This window comes from Bacteroides sp. An51A (assembly GCF_002161565.1).
Classification (GTDB): domain Bacteria; phylum Bacteroidota; class Bacteroidia; order Bacteroidales; family Bacteroidaceae; genus Phocaeicola; species Phocaeicola intestinalis.
The window spans coordinates 416412-441767 of sequence record NZ_NFIC01000004.1 but is presented as its reverse complement, the minus strand read 5'-3'; the positions used below and the strand labels follow the sequence as shown (position 1 = coordinate 441767).

The 25356-nt window shown below is 46.6% G+C and carries 23 protein-coding genes; 10 read left to right on the top strand and 13 right to left on the bottom strand.

The window, feature by feature from the left end; all coding sequences use genetic code 11:
* The first annotated feature begins 201 nt into the window (after positions 1-201).
* Complete coding sequence (pepT, locus tag B5G04_RS10320) at positions 202-1428, top strand: peptidase T (RefSeq protein ID WP_022039638.1); 1227 nt, start codon at positions 202-204, stop codon at positions 1426-1428.
* 115 nt (positions 1429-1543) lie between these two features.
* Positions 1544-2629 (top strand): glycine cleavage system aminomethyltransferase GcvT, encoded by a 1086-nt coding sequence (gene gcvT, locus B5G04_RS10315; protein ID WP_087250118.1) that lies wholly within the window; start codon positions 1544-1546, stop codon positions 2627-2629.
* A 52-nt stretch (positions 2630-2681) separates the two neighbouring features.
* On the opposite strand, the gene B5G04_RS19835 is transcribed toward gcvT, so the two are convergent.
* The 3 genes from B5G04_RS19835 to B5G04_RS10310 all read right to left on the bottom strand — a co-directional run bounded on the left by B5G04_RS19835 (position 2682) and on the right by B5G04_RS10310 (position 4090).
* The gene (locus tag B5G04_RS19835; RefSeq protein ID WP_158100085.1) at positions 2682-2852 is read right to left on the bottom strand and encodes a hypothetical protein; all 171 of its coding nucleotides are present in this window, start codon (positions 2850-2852) and stop codon (positions 2682-2684) included.
* A 24-nt stretch (positions 2853-2876) separates the two neighbouring features.
* A complete protein-coding gene (locus B5G04_RS19830) occupies positions 2877-3047 on the bottom strand; it encodes a hypothetical protein (protein WP_158100084.1) in 171 nt (56 codons plus the stop codon).
* A 146-nt stretch (positions 3048-3193) separates the two neighbouring features.
* The gene (locus B5G04_RS10310; protein ID WP_087209256.1) at positions 3194-4090 is read right to left on the bottom strand and encodes a helix-turn-helix domain-containing protein; all 897 of its coding nucleotides are present in this window, start codon (positions 4088-4090) and stop codon (positions 3194-3196) included.
* Positions 4091-4252: 162 nt separating this feature from the next.
* Between B5G04_RS10310 and B5G04_RS10305 the strand changes: the two genes are divergently transcribed.
* Entirely contained in the window at positions 4253-5665 is a 1413-nt protein-coding gene (locus B5G04_RS10305) for an MATE family efflux transporter (RefSeq protein ID WP_087250121.1), read from the top strand.
* Here the strand turns inward: B5G04_RS10305 and B5G04_RS10300 are convergent, their stop codons facing one another.
* Positions 5666-6868, bottom strand: a complete 1203-nt coding sequence (locus tag B5G04_RS10300; RefSeq protein ID WP_087397031.1) for an acyloxyacyl hydrolase — start codon at positions 6866-6868, stop codon at positions 5666-5668.
* 175 nt (positions 6869-7043) lie between these two features.
* On the opposite strand from B5G04_RS10300, the gene B5G04_RS10295 reads away from it, so the two are divergent.
* Positions 7044-7364: an iron-sulfur cluster assembly protein gene (locus tag B5G04_RS10295; RefSeq protein ID WP_022039632.1), complete on the top strand. Its 321-nt coding sequence runs from the start codon at positions 7044-7046 to the stop codon at positions 7362-7364.
* A 21-nt stretch (positions 7365-7385) separates the two neighbouring features.
* Positions 7386-8153, top strand: a complete 768-nt coding sequence (locus tag B5G04_RS10290) for a UDP-2,3-diacylglucosamine diphosphatase (protein ID WP_087209279.1) — start codon at positions 7386-7388, stop codon at positions 8151-8153.
* 171 nt (positions 8154-8324) lie between these two features.
* Here B5G04_RS10290 and B5G04_RS10285 read toward each other — a convergent pair whose 3' ends face one another.
* From B5G04_RS10285 to pta, 3 genes are all read right to left on the bottom strand, one after another.
* Positions 8325-9365 carry a sugar kinase gene (locus tag B5G04_RS10285; RefSeq protein WP_087397029.1) on the bottom strand — a complete coding sequence of 347 codons (1041 nt, stop codon included), beginning with the start codon at positions 9363-9365 and terminating at the stop codon, positions 8325-8327.
* A gap of 141 nt (positions 9366-9506) precedes the next feature.
* Positions 9507-10709, bottom strand: coding sequence for an acetate kinase (locus B5G04_RS10280; RefSeq protein ID WP_087209251.1), 1203 nt, complete (start codon positions 10707-10709; stop codon positions 9507-9509).
* A gap of 37 nt (positions 10710-10746) precedes the next feature.
* On the bottom strand, positions 10747-11760 hold the full coding sequence (gene pta / locus B5G04_RS10275; protein WP_022039628.1) for a phosphate acetyltransferase: 1014 nt from the start codon (positions 11758-11760) through the stop codon (positions 10747-10749).
* A gap of 242 nt (positions 11761-12002) precedes the next feature.
* On the opposite strand from pta, the gene B5G04_RS10270 reads away from it, so the two are divergent.
* On the top strand, positions 12003-12353 hold the full coding sequence (locus B5G04_RS10270; RefSeq protein WP_087209248.1) for a CidA/LrgA family protein: 351 nt from the start codon (positions 12003-12005) through the stop codon (positions 12351-12353).
* Complete coding sequence (locus B5G04_RS10265) at positions 12334-13029, top strand: LrgB family protein (protein ID WP_022039626.1); 696 nt, start codon at positions 12334-12336, stop codon at positions 13027-13029. The genes B5G04_RS10270 and B5G04_RS10265 overlap by 20 nt, the downstream gene beginning before the upstream one ends.
* Here B5G04_RS10265 and B5G04_RS19825 read toward each other — a convergent pair.
* Positions 12998-13195 (bottom strand): hypothetical protein, encoded by a 198-nt coding sequence (locus B5G04_RS19825; RefSeq protein ID WP_158098063.1) that lies wholly within the window; start codon positions 13193-13195, stop codon positions 12998-13000. The two genes, B5G04_RS10265 and B5G04_RS19825, sit on opposite strands and share 32 nt — an antisense overlap.
* 398 nt (positions 13196-13593) lie before the next feature.
* Between B5G04_RS19825 and B5G04_RS10260 the strand changes: the two genes are divergently transcribed.
* Together B5G04_RS10260 and B5G04_RS10255 are read left to right on the top strand one after the other, a co-directional pair.
* A complete protein-coding gene (locus B5G04_RS10260; RefSeq protein WP_022039625.1) occupies positions 13594-14565 on the top strand; it encodes a type I phosphomannose isomerase catalytic subunit in 972 nt (323 codons plus the stop codon).
* A 132-nt stretch (positions 14566-14697) separates the two neighbouring features.
* The gene (locus B5G04_RS10255) at positions 14698-15972 is read left to right on the top strand and encodes an acetylxylan esterase (protein WP_239414080.1); all 1275 of its coding nucleotides are present in this window, start codon (positions 14698-14700) and stop codon (positions 15970-15972) included.
* 165 nt (positions 15973-16137) lie between these two features.
* On the opposite strand, the gene B5G04_RS10250 is transcribed toward B5G04_RS10255, so the two are convergent.
* The 3 genes from B5G04_RS10250 to B5G04_RS10240 all read right to left on the bottom strand — a co-directional run bounded on the left by B5G04_RS10250 (position 16138) and on the right by B5G04_RS10240 (position 20010).
* Positions 16138-17604: an MFS transporter gene (locus B5G04_RS10250; protein ID WP_191764811.1), complete on the bottom strand. Its 1467-nt coding sequence runs from the start codon at positions 17602-17604 to the stop codon at positions 16138-16140.
* Positions 17605-17665: 61 nt separating this feature from the next.
* Positions 17666-18586, bottom strand: a complete 921-nt coding sequence (kduI, locus tag B5G04_RS10245) for a 5-dehydro-4-deoxy-D-glucuronate isomerase (RefSeq protein ID WP_022039622.1) — start codon at positions 18584-18586, stop codon at positions 17666-17668.
* Positions 18587-18621: 35 nt separating this feature from the next.
* Positions 18622-20010 carry a PTS transporter subunit IIC gene (locus B5G04_RS10240; protein ID WP_022039621.1) on the bottom strand — a complete coding sequence of 463 codons (1389 nt, stop codon included), beginning with the start codon at positions 20008-20010 and terminating at the stop codon, positions 18622-18624.
* A 277-nt stretch (positions 20011-20287) separates the two neighbouring features.
* Between B5G04_RS10240 and B5G04_RS10230 the strand changes: the two genes are divergently transcribed.
* Entirely contained in the window at positions 20288-22390 is a 2103-nt protein-coding gene (locus tag B5G04_RS10230) for a pectinesterase family protein (protein WP_087397027.1), read from the top strand.
* Positions 22391-22477: 87 nt separating this feature from the next.
* Here the strand turns inward: B5G04_RS10230 and B5G04_RS10225 are convergent, their stop codons facing one another.
* Positions 22478-24202, bottom strand: a complete 1725-nt coding sequence (locus tag B5G04_RS10225) for a pectinesterase family protein (protein ID WP_087209237.1) — start codon at positions 24200-24202, stop codon at positions 22478-22480.
* A gap of 19 nt (positions 24203-24221) precedes the next feature.
* A complete protein-coding gene (locus B5G04_RS20520) occupies positions 24222-25334 on the bottom strand; it encodes an alpha/beta hydrolase family protein (protein WP_239414079.1) in 1113 nt (370 codons plus the stop codon).
* Positions 25335-25356 lie beyond the last annotated feature (22 nt).

Sequence of the window (25356 nt, the reverse complement as noted above, 5' to 3'; positions counted from 1 at the left end):
TTCAAAATGTTATCAGTCGCAAAGGTATAAAAACTTGGGCACTTGGAGGCTTAAAATTAGAAGAACTTAATTAAGTTTGTGGTCTTGTATGGCTTTTTAATGCTCTCGGTATAGCTTTTTAACTTCGTATGTTTGGCGGTATGCCGGCTATTTTCTACTTTTACATCACTAATCATTGCTAAAAATTTAACTTAAAAGATTATGACAGTAATAGAACGTTTTTTGAAGTACGTTTCTTTCGACACTCAGTCGGACGAGAATGCCGGTGTGACACCCAGCACTCCCGGACAGATGGTGTTCGCCAAATATTTGCAATCGGAATTGGAAGCATTAGGGCTGGAGGAAATCTCACTCGACGAGAACGGTTACCTTTTTGCTACCCTTCCGGCTAATGTGGACCGTGATATCCCTACCATTGGTTTCATCGCTCACATGGATACCAGTCCCGATATGTCGGGTGCGGATGTACGTCCGCGCATTGTGGCCGATTACCAAGGTCAGGATATACCCTTGTGTGAGGAAGAAGGTATCGTGTTGTCACCCGGACAGTTTCCCGAATTGCTCGACCATATAGGCGAGGACTTGATAGTGACTGACGGGCGAACCCTGCTGGGAGCCGATGATAAGGCAGGCATTGCCGAAATCGTAGGGGCAATGGCTTATCTGAAGGAGCATCCCGAAATCAAGCATGGAAAAATCCGCATCGGTTTCAATCCTGACGAGGAAATTGGACTGGGAGCGCACAAGTTCGATGTGGAGAAGTTCGGATGCAAATGGGCATACACGATGGACGGAGGCGAAGTGGGTGAGCTGGAGTTTGAGAATTTCAATGCGGCTTCGGCAAAGGTGCAGGTAAAAGGTCTGAACGTGCATCCTGGATATGCCAAAGGCAAGATGGTCAATTCGTTGCTGGTAGCAAACGAGTTCGTGTCCTTGCTCCCTGATGCCGAAACTCCTGCCACGACCGAAGGCTACGAAGGTTTCTTCCACCTGATAGGTATGGAAGGAGAGGTGGAACATACTACGGTTTCGTACATTATCCGCGACCATGACCGTGTGAAATTTGAGGCACGCAAGGCGCTGATGAAAGTGTGTGCCGACAAGCTGAACGAAAAATACGGAGCGGGTACGGTAACGGTAGAGGTGAAAGACCAATACTACAACATGCGCCAGCAGGTAGAGCCGCTGATGCACATCATTGATATCGCTTTTGCTGCCATGCAGGAGGCAGGTGTGGAGCCGAAAGTGAAAGCTATCCGCGGAGGTACGGATGGCGCCCAGCTCTCGTTTAAAGGCCTGCCCTGTCCAAACCTCTTTGCCGGCGGCTTGAACTTCCACGGGCGTTACGAGTTTGTGCCCATACAGTCTATAGAGAAAGCCATGAAGGTGGTAGTGAAGATTGCCGAGCTTACCGCCAGGCGGTATTGATTTTGTTAATTATGCGAATCAGGAGTATAACTATGTTTAACTCCTGATTTGTTGATAAAAAAATCGGTTAATCTGTGGTGATGACCTTAATAATAAACCTTAACATGAAAAACAGATGAAAACAACTCCATTTACAGAGAAACACATCGCGCTTGGCGCAAAGATGCACGAATTTGCGGGCTACAATATGCCTATCGAATATTCTGGAATCATTGACGAACATCTTACGGTGTGCAACGCCGTGGGCGTGTTCGACGTCTCACACATGGGCGAATTTTGGGTGAAAGGTCCTTATGCGCTCCAGTTTATTCAAGATATTACTTCGAACAATGCGGCTGTGCTCACGCCGGGTAAGGTACAATATACGTGCTTTCCCAATGAAACCGGGGGGATCGTCGATGACTTGCTGGTGTATTGCTATGAGCCGGAAAAGTATATGCTGGTGGTAAATGCCGCCAACATCGGGAAAGACTGGGACTGGTGTGTATCGCACAACCGTGCCGGTGCTGAACTGGAAAACGCTTCCGACCGTATGGCACAACTTGCCATACAGGGACCGAAAGCTTTGTCTGTGTTGCAGAAACTGACCTCGGTAAATCTGGCAGAGATACCCTATTATCATTTCTGTGTGGGCGATTTTGCCGGGGTACCGCAAGTGATTCTCTCGAATACTGGCTATACCGGAGCCGGAGGCTTCGAACTTTATTTCTATCCGCAAGATGCGATACACATTTGGGACGCTATTTTCGAGGCTGGAGCCGAGTTCGGCATCAAGCCTGCCGGATTGGGCGCACGCGACACATTGCGCTTAGAGATGGGTTTCTGTCTGTACGGCAATGACATCGATGATACCACATCGCCCCTCGAAGCCGGACTGGGGTGGATTACAAAGTTTGTAGAAGGCAAGGATTTCCCCAATCGTGCAGCACTCGAAAAGCAGAAAGCCGAAGGTGTTGCCCGCAAGCTGGTAGGTTTTGAGATGGTAGACCGCGGCATCCCGCGCCACGGCTATAAGTTGGCGGATGCCGATGGAAATGAAATCGGACATGTCACTTCGGGCACCATGTCGCCTACTCGCAAGATAGGTATCGGTTTGGGCTATGTACAAACCGCTTTCTCGAAACCCGGTACGGAAATCTATCTGGACAACCGCGGGCGGAAGCTGAAAGCACAAGTCGTGAAGCCGCCTTTCCGCAAGTGATGTTTTCACCGCAGAGAATGTATAATTACTGTTTTTCGATTTACGAAGTAAACTAAGAAGCTGTTTTGAATTTCTCCAAAAAGTTTTTCTTGGCTTGATGTATCCGTTTTCGTGTGTGCTTTGGGCGATTTTTTGGTCCTTTTCGCTCCTGTTCTTCGTCAGATAGCCCGCTATCTTCCTCATCACACAAGCGGAAATGCCTCAAAAACTCATCCCAAATCATCACACGATAAATTCAAAACAGCTTCTAAGAAACTGTTTTGAATTTCTCCAAAAAGTTTTTCTCGTCTTGATGTTTCCGTTTTCGTGTGTGCTTTGGGCGATTTTTTTGTCCTTTCCGCTTCTGTTCTTCGTCAGATAGCCCGCTATCTTCCTCATCACAGAAGCGGAAATGCCTCAAAAACTCATCCCCAATCATCGCACGATAATTCAAAACCGTTTCTAAAATCGTAAATATTGAATCCCGCAAACATCCCATGTAGGGGCAAAATGCGGATATTCATTTAGTAAATAGTCAAATCGTAAATTTAAAAGACTCTGTGTCCTCTGCGGTGAAATATCCATTCAGTTCTGTGCCAGACGGTACTCGTTAGGGGCAAGACCGGTGATTTTCTTGAAGATGAAATTGAACTGCTGGAGAGTAGGGAAGCCCAGTCGGGAAGCTATCGCCGCTACGCTATCGGTATTTGCCAGAAGCATCTTTCTGGCGGTATCCAGACGTTTCAGCTGGAAATACTCGTGCAGGTTTTTTCCGGTCTCGAATCGTAGCAGGTCGTTGAAATATGCCACAGACAGCTTCAGTTGTTCTGCACAATAGTCGGGGGTGGGCAATATGCCGTGTTTCAGTTGGTCTGATGTGATATAATTATCCAGTATCCTGTCCATGTGGCGTAACAGAGCTTTGTTTTTATCTTCGCGGGTAATGAACTGCCGTTCGTAATAACGCGTGCAATAATCCAGTAACAGTTCGATGTAGTGCGAGATAAGCGTGCGGCTGAACCGGTCGATGGGGTGGCGCAGTTCTTCTTCCGTTTCTTGAAGGCATGTCACGATTTTGTTTTTCTCGCGCAGGGAGAGGTGCAGGGCTTCCTCTTTCCGGTAGGCGAAAAACGAATAATGCCCGAGGCTATGTTCGAGCGTAGTGTTGTAAAGCAAGTCGGGATGGAAAGCAAGCAGCCATCCTTGTGTCGGAAGTACGTGCTTGTCATTGATGCCAAACGAGTGTTGGGGAGGCAAGAAGACCATGGTGGCGGTGGAGAAATCGTAATATTTCCGTCCGCAACAGCATTCCTCTTCCATACCGTTTTCTATCAGCAAGACGGTATAGAAATCAAATCGGATAGCCTGTTGTGTCACATTCGCATTGTCCAGGCGGATGACGCTGGCTTGTGGGTGCAAGGTTTTGCATCCCAGGCAGCAGTTGCATTGGTGTACGGTCTTGATGTCTAATGTTTCTTTCATTGTTTTCTTGCATCTGTTACGGGACGCAAAGATAGACTTTTATCTGCAATCCTTTTATACCCGTTTTACGGAGTGATGTATCGAAATTACTTTTATCCGTAATTCGGGTAAGTTTGTTATCCGAATTTGGTGTATCTTTGCACGCGGAATAAACTGCACTCTATGAATTTCGGAAAAAACGATTTATTGGTACTGATACGTGAAGGTCGTCCGATGAGCCTTCGCCAGCAACTTCTGCTTACGGTTCAGCTGAGTATACCGGCGATGGTAGCCCAGTTGTCGTCTATTGTGATGCAATACATCGATGCTGCCATGGTGGGCAGCCTGGGTGCCAATGCCTCGGCATCCATCGGGCTGGTATCCACTTCTACGTGGTTGTTTTCGGGCTTGTGTAGTGCGGCATCTACCGGTTTTGCCGTACAGGTGGCGCATTGCATTGGTGGAGGGAAGTTTAAGGAAGCACGCCAGGTGTTGCGCCAGTCCCTTGTGGCTGTGTCGTTATTCAGTATTCTTCTGGCAAGTATCGGCATGGGTATCAGCGGTGCCTTGCCCTATTGGTTGGGCGGTGAAGAGGTCATCAATCACGATGCTTCGGTTTATTTCCTGATTTATGCGGCTTTCCTTCCCATGATGCAGTTGTGTTTCCTGACGGGAGGCATGTTGCGTTGTAGTGGAAATATGCGTGTACCCAGTATGCTGAACGTGCTGATGTGTATGCTGGATGTGGTGTTCAATTATTTTCTTATTTTCCCTTCCCGTCACATTTCTCTGTTTGGGATGGAAGTGTTTATGCCTGGTGCCGGATGGGGGGTGGCAGGAGCTGCTTTGGGGACGGGGCTTGCCGAACTGGTTGTGGCAGGTCTGATGTTATGGTTTCTGGTGACCCGTTCTTCCGAATTGGGGCTGATGCACGAAAAGGGACGTTTTCGTCCTACATCGGCTGTATTGAAAAAGGCTGCCCGTATCGGGGGGCCGATGGGCATTGAGCACGCAGTGATTTGCGGCGCACAGATTCTTACTACGGTTATTGTGGCACCTTTGGGAGTATTCGCCATAGCGGCTAATTCGTTTGCTATAACGGCAGAGAGCTTGTGCTACATGCCGGGTTATGGTATAGCAGATGCTGCTACTACTCTGGTAGGGCAGAGCATGGGTGCCGGGCGTAGAGACTTGACACGGCGTTTTGCCCGCATCACGGTAGGAATGGGCATGACGGTAATGGGCATCATGGGGGTAATCATGTATGTGGCTGCCCCGTTGATTATAGGTACGATGACGCCCGATGCCGAAGTGCTGGAACTGGGCGTAATGGCATTGCGTATCGAGGCTTTTGCCGAACCGATGTTTGCCGCGGCAATAGTGGCTTACGGTGTCTTTGTAGGAGCCGGCAGCACCATTATTCCGTGTCTGATGAATTTTTTCAGCATTTGGGCGGTGCGTCTTACGCTGGCGGCATCGCTGGCTCCGTCGATGGGCTTGAAAGGCGTATGGCTTGCCATGTGTATCGAATTATGTTTCCGCGGATTTATCTTCCTTGTCCGGCTTGAACGTGGCAAATGGATGAACTTGAAATGATTAAAACCGGTAGCCCAGTCCCAGCATCAGGTTGTTGGGGTCGCGGAAGTTGCTCAGTTGATATCCCACATGTAGGAAGACGCGGCGTGTGACGAATGTTTTCAGGGCAAGAATCTGGTAAAATCCTTTGGTGTCTTCTCCTTTGTAGATAAGGTTGCGTCCTATACCGAGGTTGATGCTGAATATCGGCATGGTCAGTTCGGCACGCAGGGAAAGTCCTACGGCAAACTGTTCGCGGAAAGATGGGCGGTAGAATTGTTTTTGGTTGGTGTCATGTTCGGTTCCGGCTACATGGTTTTTCAGGTTGGCGCTTTCGTCGTATTGTGCATCCAGCGAGATGCCGGCACGGAAATACCTGTTGACCCGGTAGAGTGGATTGAAGTTGAACCCGATTACCCCGAACGAGCCGGGTACAAGGTATCGCTCGTCGGGCCAGATGATGCCTCTGCGCCGGGTGGCTCCGTATAAAATAATGTCATAACTGAATGGGGAACCTTGTAGGAGAGCTTTTTCTTGCGGGTGAGTTTTGGGGTTTGTTTTTTCAGCTCCGAAAGTACGTACCAGTCCGATACGTCCTCCTACGGTGTTGACACCCGAATTGGGGTAATTGCTGTTCCCGTTTGAATAATGTGTGGTTTCTATCCCTGCGGTCAGATGCCATTGTGGGGCGAGTTGCCAGTTCAGGTAGATGCCGGCATTCAGGTAAGCATTGATTTTCGAACCTACCACATCGTTGTACGGGTTGCTTGTCTCGTTATACTTTTTCCATCCGAATGAGGCTCCGAAGTTCCATTCGTAGTCTAGTGTCAGGTGAGGGGTGAGCCGGGCTATTTGTGAACCTTGGAACACATATACACTGACGGGGTTTCCCAGTTCCGAAGGGTTGAAAAAAGAAGTATATGCTATGCCGATGCCCTGATAGGCATGCGGATAGAGTTTTCCCAAATACGAGTCTTTATCGAATCGGAAGGCATATTTCAGATGTGCCGAAAGTACGGTGTTGATAGGTTTTCCTTGTGCATTTTCGCCTTCAAAAAAACTTTTGGTAGGCAATACATATCCCGGGCGGATATCGAAACCTATCTGGTGGTGTATCGGGTGATGGGTAAGCGAGTCGGGTTCGGCATGTCCGGCAAGGGTTCCCCCGATACAAAAGAAGGCGAATAGGAGGCAGAGCAAGATAAATCTATCGGTCTTTTTCATAATCTCGTATCTTTTTGCATTCAAAGGTAAGTCAATCCGATGAAACGGACAAACATTTCGGAAACGAAAAATGGGTATGCATTGGAATGCTGTCTTTAACTTTCGCTCTTTCTTCTGCGGCTTATTTCACTTTTTTGTCGTATATTTGTCGCAAACAGTAAAAAGAAAGAAGGATATGGATAATACTGAAAAATTGAAGATAGAAGAGCGGATTGTGGATATGTTGAAAACCGTTTACGACCCTGAGATTCCGGTCAATGTGTACGATTTGGGACTGATTTACAAGATTGACCTTCAGGATGACGGAGAAGTGGTGGTGGATATGACGCTTACGGCTCCCAATTGTCCCGCCGCCGAGTTCATCATGGAAGATATCCGGCAGAAGATAGAGTCGGTAGAGGGGGTGAAAGCAGCCCAGATCAATCTGGTCTTCGAGCCGGAATGGGACAAGGACATGATGAGCGAAGAAGCAAAACTGGAGTTAGGATTTTTATAAAAACAGGTAATGATGGATGCGATGAAGAATGTATATTTTTTGTCGGATGCGCATTTAGGCTCGCGGGCTATTGCGCATAGCCGCACTCAGGAACGCCGTTTGGTCAATTTCCTCGACAGTATTAAGGAACGGGCTTCGGCTGTGTATCTCTTGGGGGATATGTTCGACTTTTGGTACGAATTCAAGCTGGTTGTGCCTAAGGGATATACCCGTTTCTTGGGCAAATTGTCTGAATTGACCGACCGGGGAGTGGAAGTGCATTTCTTCATCGGAAACCACGATATCTGGTGTGGTGATTATCTGGAGAAAGAATGCGGAGTGATTCTGCACCGGGAACCGCAGACGTGCGAGATTTACGGAAAGGAGTTCTTCCTGGCTCATGGCGACGGGCTGGGCGATAATGACCGTAAGTTTCATTTGCTCCGGATGATGTTTCATAGTCATACTTTACAACGTATGTTCTCGATGTTGCATCCGCGCTGGAGTGTAGAACTGGGACTGGAGTGGGCGAAGCATAGTCGCCAGAAGCGGGAAGAGGGGAAAGAGCCTCCTTATATGGGTGAAGATAAAGAACCGTTGGTGTTGTTTACAAAGAAATACCTGAAAACGCATCCTGATATCAATTATTTTATTTTTGGCCATCGCCACATCATGCTCGACCTGATGTTGAGCCGCACATCGCGTCTCCTGATTCTGGGCGATTGGATATCCGAGTTCTCGTATGCCGTATTCGATGGTGAGAATCTTTTTATGGAACAGTTCATCGAAGGAGAGACGGAAGTCAGGTAACAAGGTGACGATTTGACAAGGTGACAAGGTGACGAGGTAACAAGGGGACGAGGTTTTGAATAGTGTTGCATACTTCAACCCAAGTTTTTGAAACCTTGTCACCTAGTTCCCTCGTCACCTTGTTCCCTCGTTACCTTGTTCCCTTGTTCCCTTGTTACCTTGTCAACTGATTTATCTTGCCACTTCACCGTTTTCGTGTTTGGCGAGCAAGCCTTCCACTTCGGCAACTTTCACCATATTGTAGTCGCCTGCAATGGTATTTTTCAGTACAGAGGCCGCCGTAGAAAAGTCTACGCGCTTCTGTTCATCTTCAAAAGCGTGTTGGGCATACAGCATGGCACCGCAGAAAGCATCGCCTACACCAACGCAATCTACCACTTCATCAATGTCGAACACACGGGTATGTTTCATAGTGCCGTGCGAATAAAGGATGCCGGCAAAGGTATGGTGTACCGAGCTGATGACGTTGCGCAGGGCAATGTAGATGTATTTGCAGTTGGGAATCTGTTCACTGATGCCTTTGCAGAAAGCTTCGTAGGCTTCCAGGTCGTATGCTTCTCCATTGCGTGTGGCTTTGAATCCCGGTGCTTTCAGTCCTGTAACCAAAGCATACTCTCCTTCGCTTCCGAACATGATGTCGCTCGAAACCATCAGGGGACGCAATACTTCCTGTGCGTTTTTCCCGTAGTTCCACAGGTTTTTACGGTAATTGATATCATACGAAATGGTCAGTCCCATTTCCTTGGCTGTGTCAATGGCTTCTTTACATACATCGGCAAGTCCCGGTGTAAGAGCCGCATCGATGCCCGACCAGTGGAAGATGGAAGCGTCTTTGAATGCATCACGCCAGTTTATCATGCCGGGTTTCAGTTCTGAGAAAGCCGAATGTTCGCGGTCATATATCACTTTTGAATTACGCATGGCGGCTGCTTTCTCCATATAATATGTTCCTAAGCGGTTGCCTCCCGTCAGTACATGTCCTGTTCCAATGTTGTGCGAACGCAGTTCGGACAGGCAGGTATCTCCCAGTGCATTGTCGGGCAGGCGGGTTATGAATTCCACTTCTCCTCCGAAATTGGCAATGGAAATGGCAACATTGGCCTCACTTCCTCCATAGTTGACCAGAAAATCATGGCTTTGTTGTATGCGAAGATTGTCGGGAGTGGTAAGACGGAGCATGATCTCACCGAATGTTACAACTTTTTTTTTCATATTCTATGTGTTTAAGTTCTTGGATGAGGGAGGACAAAAAAAGACATCCCCAGAAGCCGCTTTTTGTCTCTGCCCGTGCAAAGATAATGAAAAGCGACTTACGGGGATGCCCTTTTATAAACCTATTTAATGATTATTTACTTAATTGCGTTCGTTCAGGATGTTCATCGTGTCGGTTGCAATGGTCAGCTCTTCATCGGTCGGGATAACTACGACTTTCACTTTCGAGTCATCGGTAGATATGATGGCTTCTTCGCCGCGCACCTTGTTTCTTTCATCATCGATTTTCACACCCAGGTATTCCAGGTTCTTGCAGACAGCAGCACGTGCACTCGACTGGTTTTCGCCTACACCGCCTGTGAAAAGAATGACATCCACGCCGTTCATGGCTGCTGCGTATGCACCAATGTATTTGGTGATACGGTAGAAATACATCTTTTCGGTCAGAATAGCACGTTCTTCGCCATTTTGTACGGCAGCTTCCAGTTCGCGCATATCACTCGATTTTTCGAACATGCCCAATACACCGCTCTTCTTGTTCAGCAATGTAGACATTTCATCGGGGGTAAGTCCTTCCTTTTTCATGATGTAAGTGATGGCACCTCCATCTATGTCGCCGCTGCGTGTACCCATCATCAAGCCTTCCAATGGGGTCAGTCCCATACTGGTATCAATACATTTCCCGTCTTTTACGGCAGCAATAGAACCTCCGTTTCCGATATGGCAGGTGATGATACGGCTTCCCTCTTGCGGGATTCCCAAAAATTCGCATACGCGTTTTGATACGTAGCGGTGAGAAGTGCCGTGGAAACCATAACGGCGGATACCGTATTTTTCAAAATAGCGGTAAGGGATGGCATACAGGTAAGCGTAATCGGGCATCGTCTGGTGGAAAGCTGTATCGAATACGGCTACTTGTGGAACTTCGGGTAATAATTGCTGTACGGCATAAATACCTTTCAGGTTGGCTGGATTATGGAGCGGACCCAGGTCGCAACATTCTTCTACGGCGGCGATTACGGCATCATCAATCAGTACAGAACCACTGAACTTGGTTCCTCCGTGCAATACGCGATGGCCTACGGCATTGATTTCGTGCAGGCTCTTCACGGCTCCATATTTGGGGCTGGTCAGGGTGTCGAAGATGAACTGCACGCCGGTGGTATGTTCGGGCACATCTTTCTCGATGATTTTCTTTTCACCGTTCGGCAAGGTCAATTTCAGGAAAGACCCCGGCAAACCTATTTTTTCGATGCCGCCTTGTGCGAGGACTTGTTTGGTAGTCATTTCATACAATTTGTACTTGATGGATGAACTGCCGCAATTGAGTACTAATACTTTCATATATAGTTGATTTGTTATTTTTATAGTTAGGACATGGTTATTCTTGTGCTTTCGCCGCAATAGCCTGGTTGGCTGTGATGGCAATCATCTTGTATACATCGTCAATGCAGCAGCCGCGCGACAGGTCATTGACCGGACGGGCGATACCCTGAAGAATCGGACCTACCGCAGTGGCATGTCCTAAGCGTTCTACCAGCTTGTAAGAAATGTTACCTACTTCCAGGCTGGGTACTACCAGTACATTGGCATATCCGGCGATTTCCGAACCCGGAGCCTTGCTCTGTCCGATTCTCGGAACCAAAGCGGCGTCTGCCTGCATTTCTCCGTCAATCTTCAGTGCCGGATCCATTTCCTTGGCAATCTTCAGCGCTTCTACCACTTTGTCTACCACTTCGTGTTTAGCCGACCCCTTGGTGGAGAAACTCAGCATGGCTACGCGTGGTTCGATACCTGCAACGGCTTTAGCAGTGCGGGCGGTGCAGACAGCAATCTGTGCCAATTGGCCTGCATCGGGAACCGGAGTAACGGCTACGTCACCCATAACGATTACACCATTGTCGCCACATTCGGGGGCGTGAGTCAATAAGAGCATGGCACCGGATACACACGTGATGCCCGGAGCAGTCTTGATAATTTGCAATGCCGGACGCAATACATTGCCGGTCGTGTTGCGGGCTCCGGCAAGCTGGCCGTCGGCATCACCTGCCTTAATCATCAGGCAGCCGTAATACAGCGGGTCGAGCACCAGTTTGCGGGCTTCTTCGATGGTCAAGCCCTTTTTCTTCCGCAGTTCGCACAATAATTGTGCGTATGCTTCTTTTTTCGGGCTGGTTTCGGGATCGATGATGGTAGCTTTATGGATGTTACCCAAACCCCATTCTTTTGCGAGTGCCATGATTTCATCGGGATTGCCCAACAAAGTCAGGTCGGCCACACCATCTGTCAATATCTGATTGGCAGCTTTCAACGTACGTTCTTCTGTTCCTTCCGGAAGCACAATGTGCTGTTTGTTCGCTTTTGCGCGTTCAACAATTTGACTAATTAAATCCATAGATTTGTATATTTTTAATATGTGATTCTTTTTGTTGTGTGCGATAACGCTTTTCTCATACCGCACTGCAAAAATACGTTTTTTTGTAATATCAAGTTTGCAAAGACGGCTTTTTTTTTCGGAAGAAGTAGAGAATTTTAATATGTTTGACAGCAGGAAAAATAAAAAAGCCCGTTTCTGTACAAGATAACACCAGAATGTTTACCTTTGCGTCCGTTTTCAATAGTTAAAGTTTTTAGGATATGGTTCGTCAGTGTTCAATTTTATTTGGATGCCTTGCGCTGGGGGAACTGGTAGTTTACCTCACGGGAATCCACCTGCCTTCGAGTATCATCGGGATGCTTCTGCTCACGTTGTTCTTGCAGCTGGGATGGATTAAGCTGGAATGGGTACAGGGGCTGAGCAATTTCTTGGTTGCAAACCTGGGTTTCTTTTTTGTTCCTTCGGGAGTTGCGTTAATGCTTTATTTCGATATTATCCGGGCGCAGTTCTGGCCCATAGTCGTTGCTACGCTGGTCAGCACAGTACTGGTATTGGTCGTTACAGGTTGGGTACATCAAATCGTCAGAAAATATGGATTTTTTCACAAATAAGTTCTTTTTGCTTGCCATTACTTTCGGGTTTTATTTTCTTTCGAAAGTGATACAGAAGAAGACGGGATGGCTCATTCTGAATCCCATCCTGTTGGCTATCGCATTGCTGATATGCTTTTTGCAATGTACGGACGTTTCTTACGAGACTTATTCCGAGGCAGGATCGCTGGTCGAGTTTTGGCTGAAGCCTGCCGTGGTGGCATTGGGGGTTCCCTTGTATTTGCAGTTGAAAATGATAAAGAAACAGCTTATGCCGATTCTCATTTCCCAGTTGGCGGGTTGTGTGGTAGGGCTGGTTGCCGTAACGGTTATTGCCAAGGTGATGGGGGCTTCGCCCGAGGTGATCATGTCTTTGGCTCCGAAGTCGGTTACGACACCGATTGCCATGGAAGTGTCGAACGCCGTAGGCGGCATTCCTTCCTTGACCGCAGCCGTAGTGATTGTAGTAGGGCTGTTTGGTGCCATCTGTGGATTTAAGGTGTTGCAGGTGGGGCATGTAGGAAGCCCTATCGCACAAGGCTTGTCGATGGGTACGGCTTCGCATGCCGTAGGCACTTCGCGGGCAATGGAAATAAGCGGCAAATACGGTGCATACGCCAGTCTGGGGCTGACATTGAACGGTATTCTGACCGCCTTGCTGGCTCCTACCATCCTGCATCTGCTGGGACTTTATTAGAAGCTATTTTGAATTTCTCCAAAAAGTTTTTCTTGGCTTGATGTATCCGTTTTCGTGTGTGCTTTGGGCGATTTTTTGGTCCTTTTCGCTCCTGTTCTTCGTCAGATAGCCCGCTATCTTCCTCATCACAGAAGCGAAAATGCCTCAAAAACTCATCCCAAATCATCGCACGATAAATTCAAAACAGCTTCTTAACCGTTTCTTCTGTTATGCACAAGTTATTAACAGGCTGTTCATAACTGTTGATAACTTGTGCATAGCCTTATGGCGGGCAAAAGTCTCGGTTGATTTTGTGTGATGCAGTTACTTGCGGAGCAGGGCGCAACTATATACATTGCGTGCTATATATAGTTGCGCGGATAAATGCAGATAAGTGCATGGTTGGTAAGATTATTAATCTTCCGGCTGTAAGATTATTAATCTTACGCGTGCAAGATTATTAATCTTGCAGAAAGGTCAGTTATCTGGTGCGTTTGTCCTGTAAAACCATCCGAATGTATTTCGCAATTCCATAAGTTTTCTTACCTTTGCCGTAGTAATAAATTAACCTAATCTTTTAGTTCTATGTATCCATTAAAGTTTAAACCGATTTTAAAATCGACCATTTGGGGAGGAGAGAAAATCATTCCGTTCAAACACCTTGATATCCAGCAAGAGCAAGTAGGAGAAAGTTGGGAAATCTCGGACGTTCCGGGTGATGAGTCTGTGGTGGCAAACGGTGCTGACGCAGGGAAAAACCTTACACAGATGGTAGATGAATATAAAGCGGCTCTGGTAGGGGAGAGCAATTACAAACGTTTCAACGGCAAATTCCCTTTACTTATCAAGTTTATCGATGCTTGCCAGGACTTGTCTATTCAGGTGCATCCGGATGACGAACTGGCGATGAAACGTCATCAGTCGCTGGGCAAGACCGAGATGTGGTATGTTATCGGCAACGATGGCGGAAAAGCCCATTTGCGTTCGGGCTTGTCAAAGCAGATTACGCCCGAAGAGTATGCGCAGATGATTGCCGACAATACTATTTGTGACGCGCTTGCCGACTATGCGGTTCAGCCGGGTGATGTGTTCTTCTTGCCTGCCGGACGTATCCATAGCATCGGAGCCGGATGTTTTATCGCCGAAATCCAGGAGACTTCGAACATTACTTACCGTATTTATGATTTCAACCGTAAGGACAAGAACGGCAATACGCGCGAACTGCATACCGAGCTTTCGAAAGATGCCATCGACTATACGGTGAATGAAGATTACCGTACGCATTACACGCCGAAGCAGAACGAACCGGTAGAACTGGTGGCGTGTCCTTATTTCACCACTACGGTGTACGACTTGACCGAACCGATGGAAATGGATTATAGCGAGCTTGACTCGTTTGTGATTTATATCTGTATGGAAGGGGCTTGTAGTGTGACCGACAATGAGGGCAACCAACTTTCGCTTCAGGCAGGCGAGTCGGTATTGTTCCCGGCTACTACCCAGAAGCTTTCGGTAAAACCGGAAGGACAGGTGAAATTCCTAGAAACTTATGTTTGATAATTGCGAGTATAAATGAAAGGTTAAGGCGCAAAAGAAAGTGTGTGGTTAAGAAAACATACTTTCTTTTGCGCTTTTATTGTGTATAAATGTAAAATGATGAATACGAAAAATTGGTTTATCTCTGTATGGATGTGTTTGCTTGTATGGGCGGTCACACCTCTTTTTGCGGAAAATTATCCCTATCGTAGTGATGTGCTGTGGGTAACGGTACCCGACCATCCCGACTGGCTTTATCAAGTGGGCGAGCAGGCAAAGGTGGAGGTGCAGTTTTATAAATATGGTATCCCTCAGGATGGAATAGAAGTGGCTTATGAGCTGGGAGAGGATATGATGCCGGCACACCGTAGCGGAAAGGTTGTGCTGAAAAACGGACGTGCCGTCATTCAGTTGGGTACGATGAATCAGCCCGGATTCCTGGATTGCCGGCTTACGGCAATCATAGACAGGCAGACCTACAGACATCATGTAAAGGTGGGATTCTCTCCTGAAAAATTGCAGCCTTATACACAGCTCCCTGATGACTTCGACGCGTTTTGGGAAAAGAATTTGGCTGAGGCTGCCAGGTGTCCGATGGAATATACCATAGAGCCAGCTCCCGAATATGCTTCGGAAACGACCGAATGTTTTCTGGTCAAGTTGCAATGTTTCCGTCCCGGTTCGTATGTATATGGTTATCTGACCCGTCCCAAGGCTTCGGGCAAATATCCCGTGGTACTTTGTCCTCCGGGTGCGGGAGTAAAGACCATTAAAGAGCCTGGGCGTCATATTTATTATGCCGAAGAAGGATGCATCCGTATGGAAATGGAGATTCATGGACTGAATCCGAAAATGACCGGCAAAGAGTTTAAGGAGATATCGGCGGCTTTCGGCGATTACCTGACGTTCGGTATTGATGACCGCGAGAATTATTATATGAAGAAAGTCTACATGGCATGTGTGCGTGCCATCGATTACCTCACTTCTTTGCCCGACTGGGACGGGAAGAATGTTATCGTACAAGGCGGAAGCCAAGGCGGGGCACTGGCACTGGTAACGGCTGGACTGGATAAGCGTGTAACGGCTTGTGTGGCAAATCATCCGGCATTGAGTGACATGGCAGGATATAAGGCAGGACGTGCCGGAGGTTATCCTCATTTTTTCAAGCGTTATCAGGATATGGATACACCTGCGAAAATCCGTACTATGGCCTATTATGATGTGGTCAACTTTGCCCGGCGCATCAAGGTGCCGGTCTATATGACATGGGGGTATAATGACAATACATGCCCTCCTACTACCAGCTACATTGTTTATAATGTATTGACCTGCCCCAAGGAGGCGCTGATAACCCCCATTAACGAACACTGGACTTCGGAAGCAACAGAATACGGACATCTGAAATGGATTCAGAGACATTTAAGGTAACCGTTGTATTGGGACTCAGTCTGTGAATGTGTTCTGGGACTCAAAGAATATCTTCTGAAAAAAGCGTGCCTGCATACTATGAGAACAATAGTAGTGCAGGCACACCGAAAATGAAAACCAAAATGTGCAAAAAATTAGAAACGGTTTCTAAATCCGTCTGGCGGATTATACTTCTACCAGTTTATATTTAGGTACCATGATCTTCATCATAATCCAACTGAACAGGTAGGCGAGCGATGCTACGATGAATACAATCATGTAGCCGGCATCGATACCCTGAAAACCAAGGAAAGACATGTTGGTTTCTTTCGAATAAGTAAATAGCAAACCCGAGCACTGGTTGAAAAGCAAGCAGCCTACACCACCTGCCATACCACCGATGCCTGTAACGGTAGCTACGGCCGATTTCGGGAACATATCACTTACTACTGAATAGACATTTGCGCTCCAACTCTGGTGTGCTGCACCGATGATACCGATGATGATAATCGGATACCAGCAAGAAGCTGCACCGGTCGACTGGGCAAACAAACCTATCAATGGGAAGAACGAGAAAATCAGCATGGCTTTCATTCTGCCTTTATAGGGGTCCATTTTTTGCTTTTCAACAAAGAATGTAGGCAGATAACTTCCGTAAAGCGACAACATCGAAATCAGATACAGTGTAAAAATCAGCATCATTCCCATGGTAGAGTCTGAACTGTATCCGTATACATCACGGATATATGCCGGAGCCCAAAACAGGAAGAACCACCATACACCATCGGGCAGGAAACGTCCGAAGATGACCGCCCATGTCTGGCGGAAAGTGAAACATTTCCAAAGTCCGATTTTCGGTCCGTCATTATTGTCTTTGCTGACCGTATTTTCGGCTATTGCATCCTGTTCGATGTATTCAAGTTCAGCTTTGTTCACATGCTTGTTGTCACGTGGCTTGTCGTAGAATTTGTAGAACAAAATCATCCAGAGCAGCCCGACTCCACTCATTACGATGAATGCCATTTCCCAGCCGAAAGCACGTGCAATGCCCGGTATGATGAACGGGGCTACCAGAGCACCTACTTGTGCACCTGCATTGAACAAGCCGGTAGCGAAGCCACGGTCTTTCTTCGGAAAATATTCGGCAGTAATCTTGATGGCTGAAGGGAAATTGCCCGATTCACCGATGGCAACAATGCACCGCATGAATACAAACAGCCAGACACTGACAGTTGATACCGCCAGTGCGATATTTCCAGTAGCTTTGATGGCGGCAAGGTTTTCGCGTGCGGCTCCGAAAGTGAACATCCAGTCGCCACTTACAATGCCATTGGTCAGTATGCCGGTAAAAGCATGTAAGAATGCACCCACTACCCATGTGCCGAAGGCAATGAGATAACCGCGGCGCGTACCTACTTTATCGATAAACTTTCCGATGAACAGCATACTGATGGCGTAAACTAACGAGAATACACCCGTGATGGTTCCATAATTGGCATCCGACCAGTTCAGTTCGGGAGCGATAAAGTCTTTATAGGTAAGCGATAGAACCTGGCGGTCCATATAAGTTGCTGCAGTAGCCAAGAATAGCATGCTACAGATTACCCAGCGGTAATTGCTCATCTTCGCTCCGGTATTAGTTGAATTGTTCATGGTATTGAATCTTGTTTTTATCGTTTAGATAGTTTTTAGTTAATAAATGACGGGAGGGTGCTTATCTCATTTCTGTGTAAGAAATCTTGTCCATATCTCCGTAGTCCAGGTTCTCACCAGCCATACCCCAGATGAACATGTAGTTGCTGGTGCCGGCTGCTGCATGGATAGACCATTCGGGTGACATGATAGCCTGTTCGTTGGCAAGCCATACCAGACGTTCTTCTTGTGGTTCGCCCATCAAGTGGCAAATCATGTTGCCTTCAGGAACGTTGAAATAGAAATACGCTTCGATGCGGCGGCTGTGGGTATGTGCAGGCATGGTGTTCCATACACTGCCGGGTTTCAGTTCGGTCAATCCCATTTGGAGTTGGCACGGGCCTTCTTCCAGTACGTTGTTCACAATCAGCTGGTTGATGACACGGTCGTTGCTTTCTTCCATTTTTCCGGCAGGGAATGAGTTGGCTTTCAAAGAGCCTTTGCGTCCGTCGATGGTAATCAGTTGTGTCTTGTACTCTTTATGTGCCAGTGCCGAGTTGATATAGAACTTGGCAGGCTTGCTGGCATCTTTGCTCTTGAATGTCACATTTTTGTTTCCACGGCCAACGTACAGGGCTTCTTTGAATCCCAGTTCGTATTCTTTGCCATCTACGGTTACGATACCTTCGCCACCGATGTTGATGACTCCCAGTTCGCGGTTGAACAGGAAATAAGGAGCTTTCAGTGCATCAAAGGTTTCCAGTGTCAGTTCTTTGGTTGCGGGAACGGCTCCGCCGAAGATGAAGCGGTCGTACATGGAATAAGTCAGGTTGATTTGGTCGGCAACCATTACTTTTTCCATCATGAAACTGTTACGAAGTCTTTGTGTGTCGTATGTTTTTACATCTTGGGGGTTGCATGCCGTTTGCATGCGTACGTTTACTTGTGCATTTGCCGATAAAGCGGCTGCACCTAACATCATTGCAATTGCTAATTTTTTCATGTTGCTTTCGTTTTTTATAGTTTGTTTTTTATTGATTATTCAGCGTTGCGGCTTTCCTTGATAATCCGGCGTCGGTTAAAGATTGCCAAAGCCAGTGTAAAGGCAACAAGGATAATAGAACCTACAATCTTCATATTATATACAAGGTGGAAAATAGCCCATGAGAAGAGGCTTGAGGCAAAGTCGAGTGCACCTCCTTGGAACCCTTCGGGTATTTTTACGGCAGAGTCTTGTGTCTTTGCATATACGTCTTGTGCGGCTTGGGTAAAGAAAGGAGCCAAATCGGTAACGAAATAGAGTCCTACAATCAAAGCTACCAGGCCGATGATGAATGTTTTCAATACGTTGCCTTTAGTGATGGGAAGGACCGCCGGAAACAAGTAGAACATACCAGCCAGCGAGGCAAGCGGCAAGAATTGGTTTCCGGGAAGTATAACCGATAAAAATAAAGTAACAGGAATCAGTAACAACGAGACAACAAGCGTTGTAGGATGGCCGATGACCAATGCAGGGCTCATACCAATGTTCAGTCCGCTTGCATTCTTGAATTTGCGGGCAATTAATTCACGGGTGGCATCCGAGATTGGGCGCAATCCTTCAATGAATAATGAAGTGATACGTGGAATCAATTCCATTACAGCTCCCATCTTAATGCCCAGTCCCAAAATGGCAGGAATGTTGTCGACCAGCTGCTTGCCGCTTTCACAAGCTAATGCACCAATGCCGCATCCCACGATGACACCTAGAAAAAGAGGTTCACCCATGATGCCGAATTTCTTTTTCATGCCTTCCGCATCGATGTTTAATTTTTCAAATCCGGGAATTTTATCCAGTGCCTTATTGATAACTACGGCAAAGGGTACAAAACCCTGGCAGAAAGGTTGAGGGATGGAGATGCCGTCCATTTTGTCGTAATAGGTCTGGAATTGTTTGCAGGTCAGGTCTGCCATTACCAAAGTAATAATGTAGCAGATAATGGCGGCAAAAAATCCCCACCAGATATTGTCTGATGCGAAATAGACCACAGCACCGATAAAAGCAAAGTGCCAATAGTTCCACAGGTCGATGTTGACGGTTTTGGTTGTTTTGGTCAGCAACATCACGATATTGACTGCAAGGCATACAGGAATGATGAAAGCACCTACAGATGTGTTGTATGCAACTGATGCAGCAGCAGGCCATCCCATGTCGAAGATACCTAGACTTAACCCATAGATTTCGGTGACTCTTTTCAGTGGTTCTCCCAGGCTGCTTGTCAACAAAGCGGTCACTACCGATAATCCTACAAAACCGACTCCGACGAGCAATCCGCTCTTGAGTGCTTTCCCGAATTTAATTCCGATACATACTCCTAAAATTGTAAAAATAATAGGCATCATCACCGCTGCTCCCAGACCGATGATATAGCTAAAAACCTGTTCCATACGTTACGTTTCTCTTTACTATAAATACGTTTATAAGGTTAATAATGAATGTAATTGCACCAAATGTACGGTCTTTTCTTTTAATTTGCAATTGATTTGGTAAGAAATTGCAGTATTTGTCGAAATTTTCCGTTATCGTACACGATAATTCTTGTTTCTTGAATAAATAATCCACTTTTAAGCCCAGAAAATCCACATGGCCCATCTACTTTTTCTTTACTTTTGTAACTGTTAAGGGAGTGTGGGCATTCATGCAAAAACAAATAAAAAACACGTTATGAGAAACAAGAGCTTTTTAGTTATGATGTTGGGGGTTGTGTTGGCAACTTTGGGTAAAATTCAGGCAAAGACCGATTCCTTCGAGCCGCAGAAGCCTTGGTCTGTCCGTATGGCAGAGTCGGAAATGGTAAGAAATCCTGAGTCGTGGCAACTTGATTTCCAACCGTCATTGAAATGGGATTATTGTCATGGGCTGGAATTAGGGGCTATGTTGGATGTGTACGACCGTTATGGCGACAACCGTTTTTTCGAGTATGCTTTGGCTTATGCCGATACGATGGTTAATGCAGACGGGACAATCAAGAAATACAAGGTAGAAGAATATAGCCTGGACCGTATCAATTCCGGAAAATTCTTGTTCCGCATTTATGAACAGACTAAGGAACCGAAGTACAAGAAAGCCTTGGATTTGATTCGCACACAGTTCGACGGACAGCCTCGCAATGCTGATGGAGGCTTTTGGCATAAGAAAGTATATCCTCACCAAATGTGGTTGGACGGTATCTATATGGGGGTTCCTTATTTGGTGGAGTATGCTTACCGGAATAATGAACCGGAAGATTATCAAGAGGTTATCAAGCAGATAAAGTTGGCTGCGCGTCATACGTACGATTCAGAGACGGGCTTGTTCCGCCATGCTTGTGATGTAAGTAAGACAGAAAAATGGGCGGATAAGACTACCGGTCAGTCGCAGCATTGCTGGGGACGTGCGTTGGGATGGTATACAATGGCAATCGTTGATGTGCTTGATTATCTTCCGATGCATGAACCGGGACGTGACTCATTGCTGGTGATACTGAACCACATTGCCAAGACGTTGAAAAAATATCAAAGTCCGGAAGGATTGTGGTATCAGGTGATGGATCGTAGTGGTGATGAAGGAAATTATTTGGAGTCGTCCTGCTCTACGATGTTTGTCTATTCCCTCTTGAAAGCAGTGCGTAAGGGATATATCAGTTCTTCTTATTTCAATACGGCGCGTAAAGGTTACGAAGGCATTTTAAATCATTTTATAAAGGTGGACGAAAATGAGTTGGTGTCGATAACCCGTGCTTGCGCAGTTGCCGGACTGGGAGGCAAGAATTACCGGTCGGGTGATTATACCTATTATATAAATGAGAAGATTCGTGACAACGACCCGAAGGCTGTTGGACCGTTTATTCTGGCAAGCCTGGAATGGGAAAGTCTTCCTAAGGAGCAACGTCGTTTTGCCGAACCTAGAACGTTGATGGTGGCTCAGGATGGTTCGGGCGACTTTACTACTTTAAAGGATGCTTTGGAGTCGGCAAGAGCTTTTATGGATTATGATGTAAAGATTTATGTCAAGAATGGTGTTTATCGTGAAAAGCTGGTTGTGCCTTCGTGGCTTCAGCACATTGAGATTATCGGTGAAGATGCTGGCAAGACAATAATAACGAATGCCGATCATGCCAATATGAACAAAATGGGTACTTTCCGAACCTATACGGTGAAAGTAGAGGGCAATTACATCACGTTCCGTAACATAACTATTGAGAATAATGCACCCCGCTTGGGACAGGCTGTAGCCTTGCATACTGAAGGGGATTGCTTAAGATTCTATAATTGCCGGTTGTTGGGCAATCAAGATACAGTCTATACGGGGACAGAAGGAACTCGTCTTTATTTCGAAGGGTGCTACATAGAGGGAACTACCGATTTCATCTTTGGTCCTTCTACTGCTTGGTTCGAGGGATGTACCATTCACAGTAAAGCCAATTCGTATGTGTCAGCAGCTTCTACTCCTGCCTATATTTCTTATGGTTATGTGTTTAATAAGTGCAAACTGACTGCCGATGCCGGTGTAAATAAAGTCTATCTGGGACGTCCGTGGCGTCCGTATGCTTCTACCGTATTTATGAATTGCGAGTTGGGCAAACACATTGTTCCGGCAGGCTGGCACAATTGGAATAATAAGGAAAATGAAAAGACTGCTCGTTATGCTGAATACGGAAACACCGGTGAAGGTGCAATAACCGGCCAACGGGTCGGATGGGCAAAGCAGTTGACCGAAAAAGAGGTAAATGACATAACTTTTGACCGTTTTTATTTTATGTCAGGAAATTGGAATCCGTGCGAATAAAAGTCGTATAACTGTAAGAACTAATCAGGAGTTAAAAGTCAATAACCTTGTAGGTTTGGGCTTTTAACTCCTGATTAGTTCTTACAGTTACCGCTTGATGTCTGTCAATAGGGCATTGCCATTTTTAAGAGGATTCCATCCATCGTTTCCTGCCAATACCTTTTCGGGCTGGTATCTTGTGATGTCAGTCAGTTGGTGGCTATAGGGTACTCTAGTATTTGGGCTTGCTCCTTCGCCAGTGCTTTTGTATTCAGCGAAGAACGCGGTTTTTTCATTCGATGCTTTACCCCAGTTGTTCCAGCCTGCCGGAACAATGTGTTTGCCCAATTCGCATTCTATGTAAACCACTTGGGCATAGGGACGCCACGGACGAGCCAGATAAACTTTGCTGGTTTCCTTGTCTGAAGTCAGGCGGCAGTTCCAGAATACATATCCATAGTCTTTCCCTTGGTCGGTAGAGGGAGCGGTCACATAGCCATCACCTAAGCTTCGTATCTCGCAATTTTTGAATAAGGCAGTGCTCCAGCCAAAGATGAAATCGACAGTGCCTTCTATGTAGCATTCCTCGTAGTATTGTCGGCTTTCTTTGCCATAGGTGTAGAGTGTGTCTTGGTTGCCCAGAAAACGGCAATGCCGGAAATAGGCACGATCGCCGTCGACAAAACATGCTACAGCTTGTCCTACCTTTCCTGCCGTATTGGCAAAAGTGATGTTTTCGGCATAAAAGTCGGGAGCGTAAATGTAGACGGTAGATGAACCGGAGGTAGACATTTCTTCGCCGAAAATATTTTTCTTCGAGGCATAATTGTCATCAGTGATTATGGCTCCCTCTTCGCCGATAAGTGATACATTGATTTTTGAGGCAGGGACGATGACACGTTCTTTGTATTCGCCTTTCCGTACAAGAATGGTAGTGCGATGTTTTTTGCGGAAATCGGGTACGGCATTAATTGCTTCCTGAACGGTGAAGAAATCGCCGCTACCATCTTTTGCTACTACAAAATCATAATAACGTACGTACTTGCCCAATTCGGGAATTTGCTTCTCGATGGCTTGTACGGCAAGTCTGGCTACCTGTCTGGCACCGTATACGTTGAAATGGGTATTGTCTTGGCGTCCTTTGGGGCAAGCGGGTGAAACACCTGCCGGAATCCACATGAAAAGTCTTTTTGAACCTTCTACGCCCATTGATTCTACCAGTTCCTTTGTGGCACGGTTGAGATCGATGAATACTACATCCAGTTCTTTTGCCACATTGCGTGGCGAGTCAAGATATTTTCCATGGGTATCTATCAGCGTATCTCCTTCTTCGATGGCATCTGTCTTTTCGGGACGGAGGTCATCAGCAGCAATCGCATTGGGGTTTTCACCGAAATTGCGGCGTACTACAGAATTAAACAAGACGGGAATACCTCCTTTTTCGCGTGTCTCACGTACGAATTTCCGGAGGTTTTCATCGAAAGTTGTACCTGGTTCGGTATGACGGTCAGGGTTCGTTTTCTCGTCATTATGTCCGAACTGGATAAATACATAGTCACCTGGGCGGATTTTGTTTACCACTTCTTCCCAGTGTCCTTGGTCAATGAAACTTTTCGAGCTTCTTCCGTTTAAAGCATGGTTGTCTACGCGTACGTCTTCGGTGAAAAATCCTCCTAAAACGTGTCCCCAGCCTCGTTCTAAATTACCGGCATCCAACGATTTATTGGCCATGGTGGAATCACCTATCATAAAAATCGTGATAACCCGGTCTGACTTGAATGCTGACAGGAACAGAACTGTCAGTAAGATGCAGAACAAATGAACTTTTTTCATAAAATGATGGTATATGTTTTCAATGGTTGAATTCTTTATTGAAAAACTCTAATACGGCTTGCTGGATTTCTTTGCTGCAGAAATGGGGCAAGTCGTAGAGTTGGGTATGGAGGTGTTTATCGGCTCCCTGGCTTTCCCATACTTTGTGCAGGATTTCGTATGCAGACTTTACCCCGTCTACCGGAAAAAGTTTGTCTTTCAGTCCGTTGGTGAATAACATCGGCTTGGGACAGGCGATGCTTGCTACGTGTGGATAATCCATGTAACGCCGGAGGTTCGGGATAATCATGGCGTATGCCGAACCACCTTTGTTCTGGTTGTTGGTTAAAGTCATCAGACTATCGGTGGTATTCATCCAGCATACGGCAGCTCCGGCTTTTACGGCATCGGTAGCCGCCATGGTCATCCATGCCCGATGTGCTCCCATAGAGAAGCCCATTGTACCGACTTTTTCCTTATCGACATTAGGAAGAGAACTCAAGAACTCAGCACTTCGGATATCGTCCCACGTGATGAGTGCTCCCCATGACATGCCCATCTGAAGCAAATTAGCAGATAAAGCTTGTTGCGAATCGTAGCGTGGATATTCTTTTCGTCCGCGTTCGCCCCAGAACAGGGCATCTACTGCCAGCACGATGTATCCGTGTTGTGCCAGATAATCACCTACGTATTGTCCGTCGTAGCAACGTGTTACCCAATCGTCTGCATCTGCTTGTACGACTTCTGATACGTGAAACGGACGTACCATCTTTTCTTTTCCGATGGTGAAATGTGCACCATGGTCGTGTAGTAGCAGGATAGCAGGAAATGGACCTTTTCCTTCAGGTACCAAGAGGTATGCCGGCACGCGAGACCATTTGGAAATGTTAAATACGATTTTTTGTGCCGTATAGCCCTCACGTTGCTCACTCTCGATGACTTTCATATCGAAGGCAGATTCGGGAGGTGCAGGCTGCATGCATTCCAGCAATTTCCGGCGTGCCTGTTCACGCCAGCGGCTGAAATCTTTTTCTGGTGCATTGCCCCACGCCAGTGGATAGGTGAGTGTTTGTTTCAGTTCTTGGTAGAAGATAGGCATATCGTTTATGGTTTCGTAGCCTGTGTATGCCTGTTCTGCCTCTATTTTTTTTATCCATGCCGGATAAGCTTGTAAG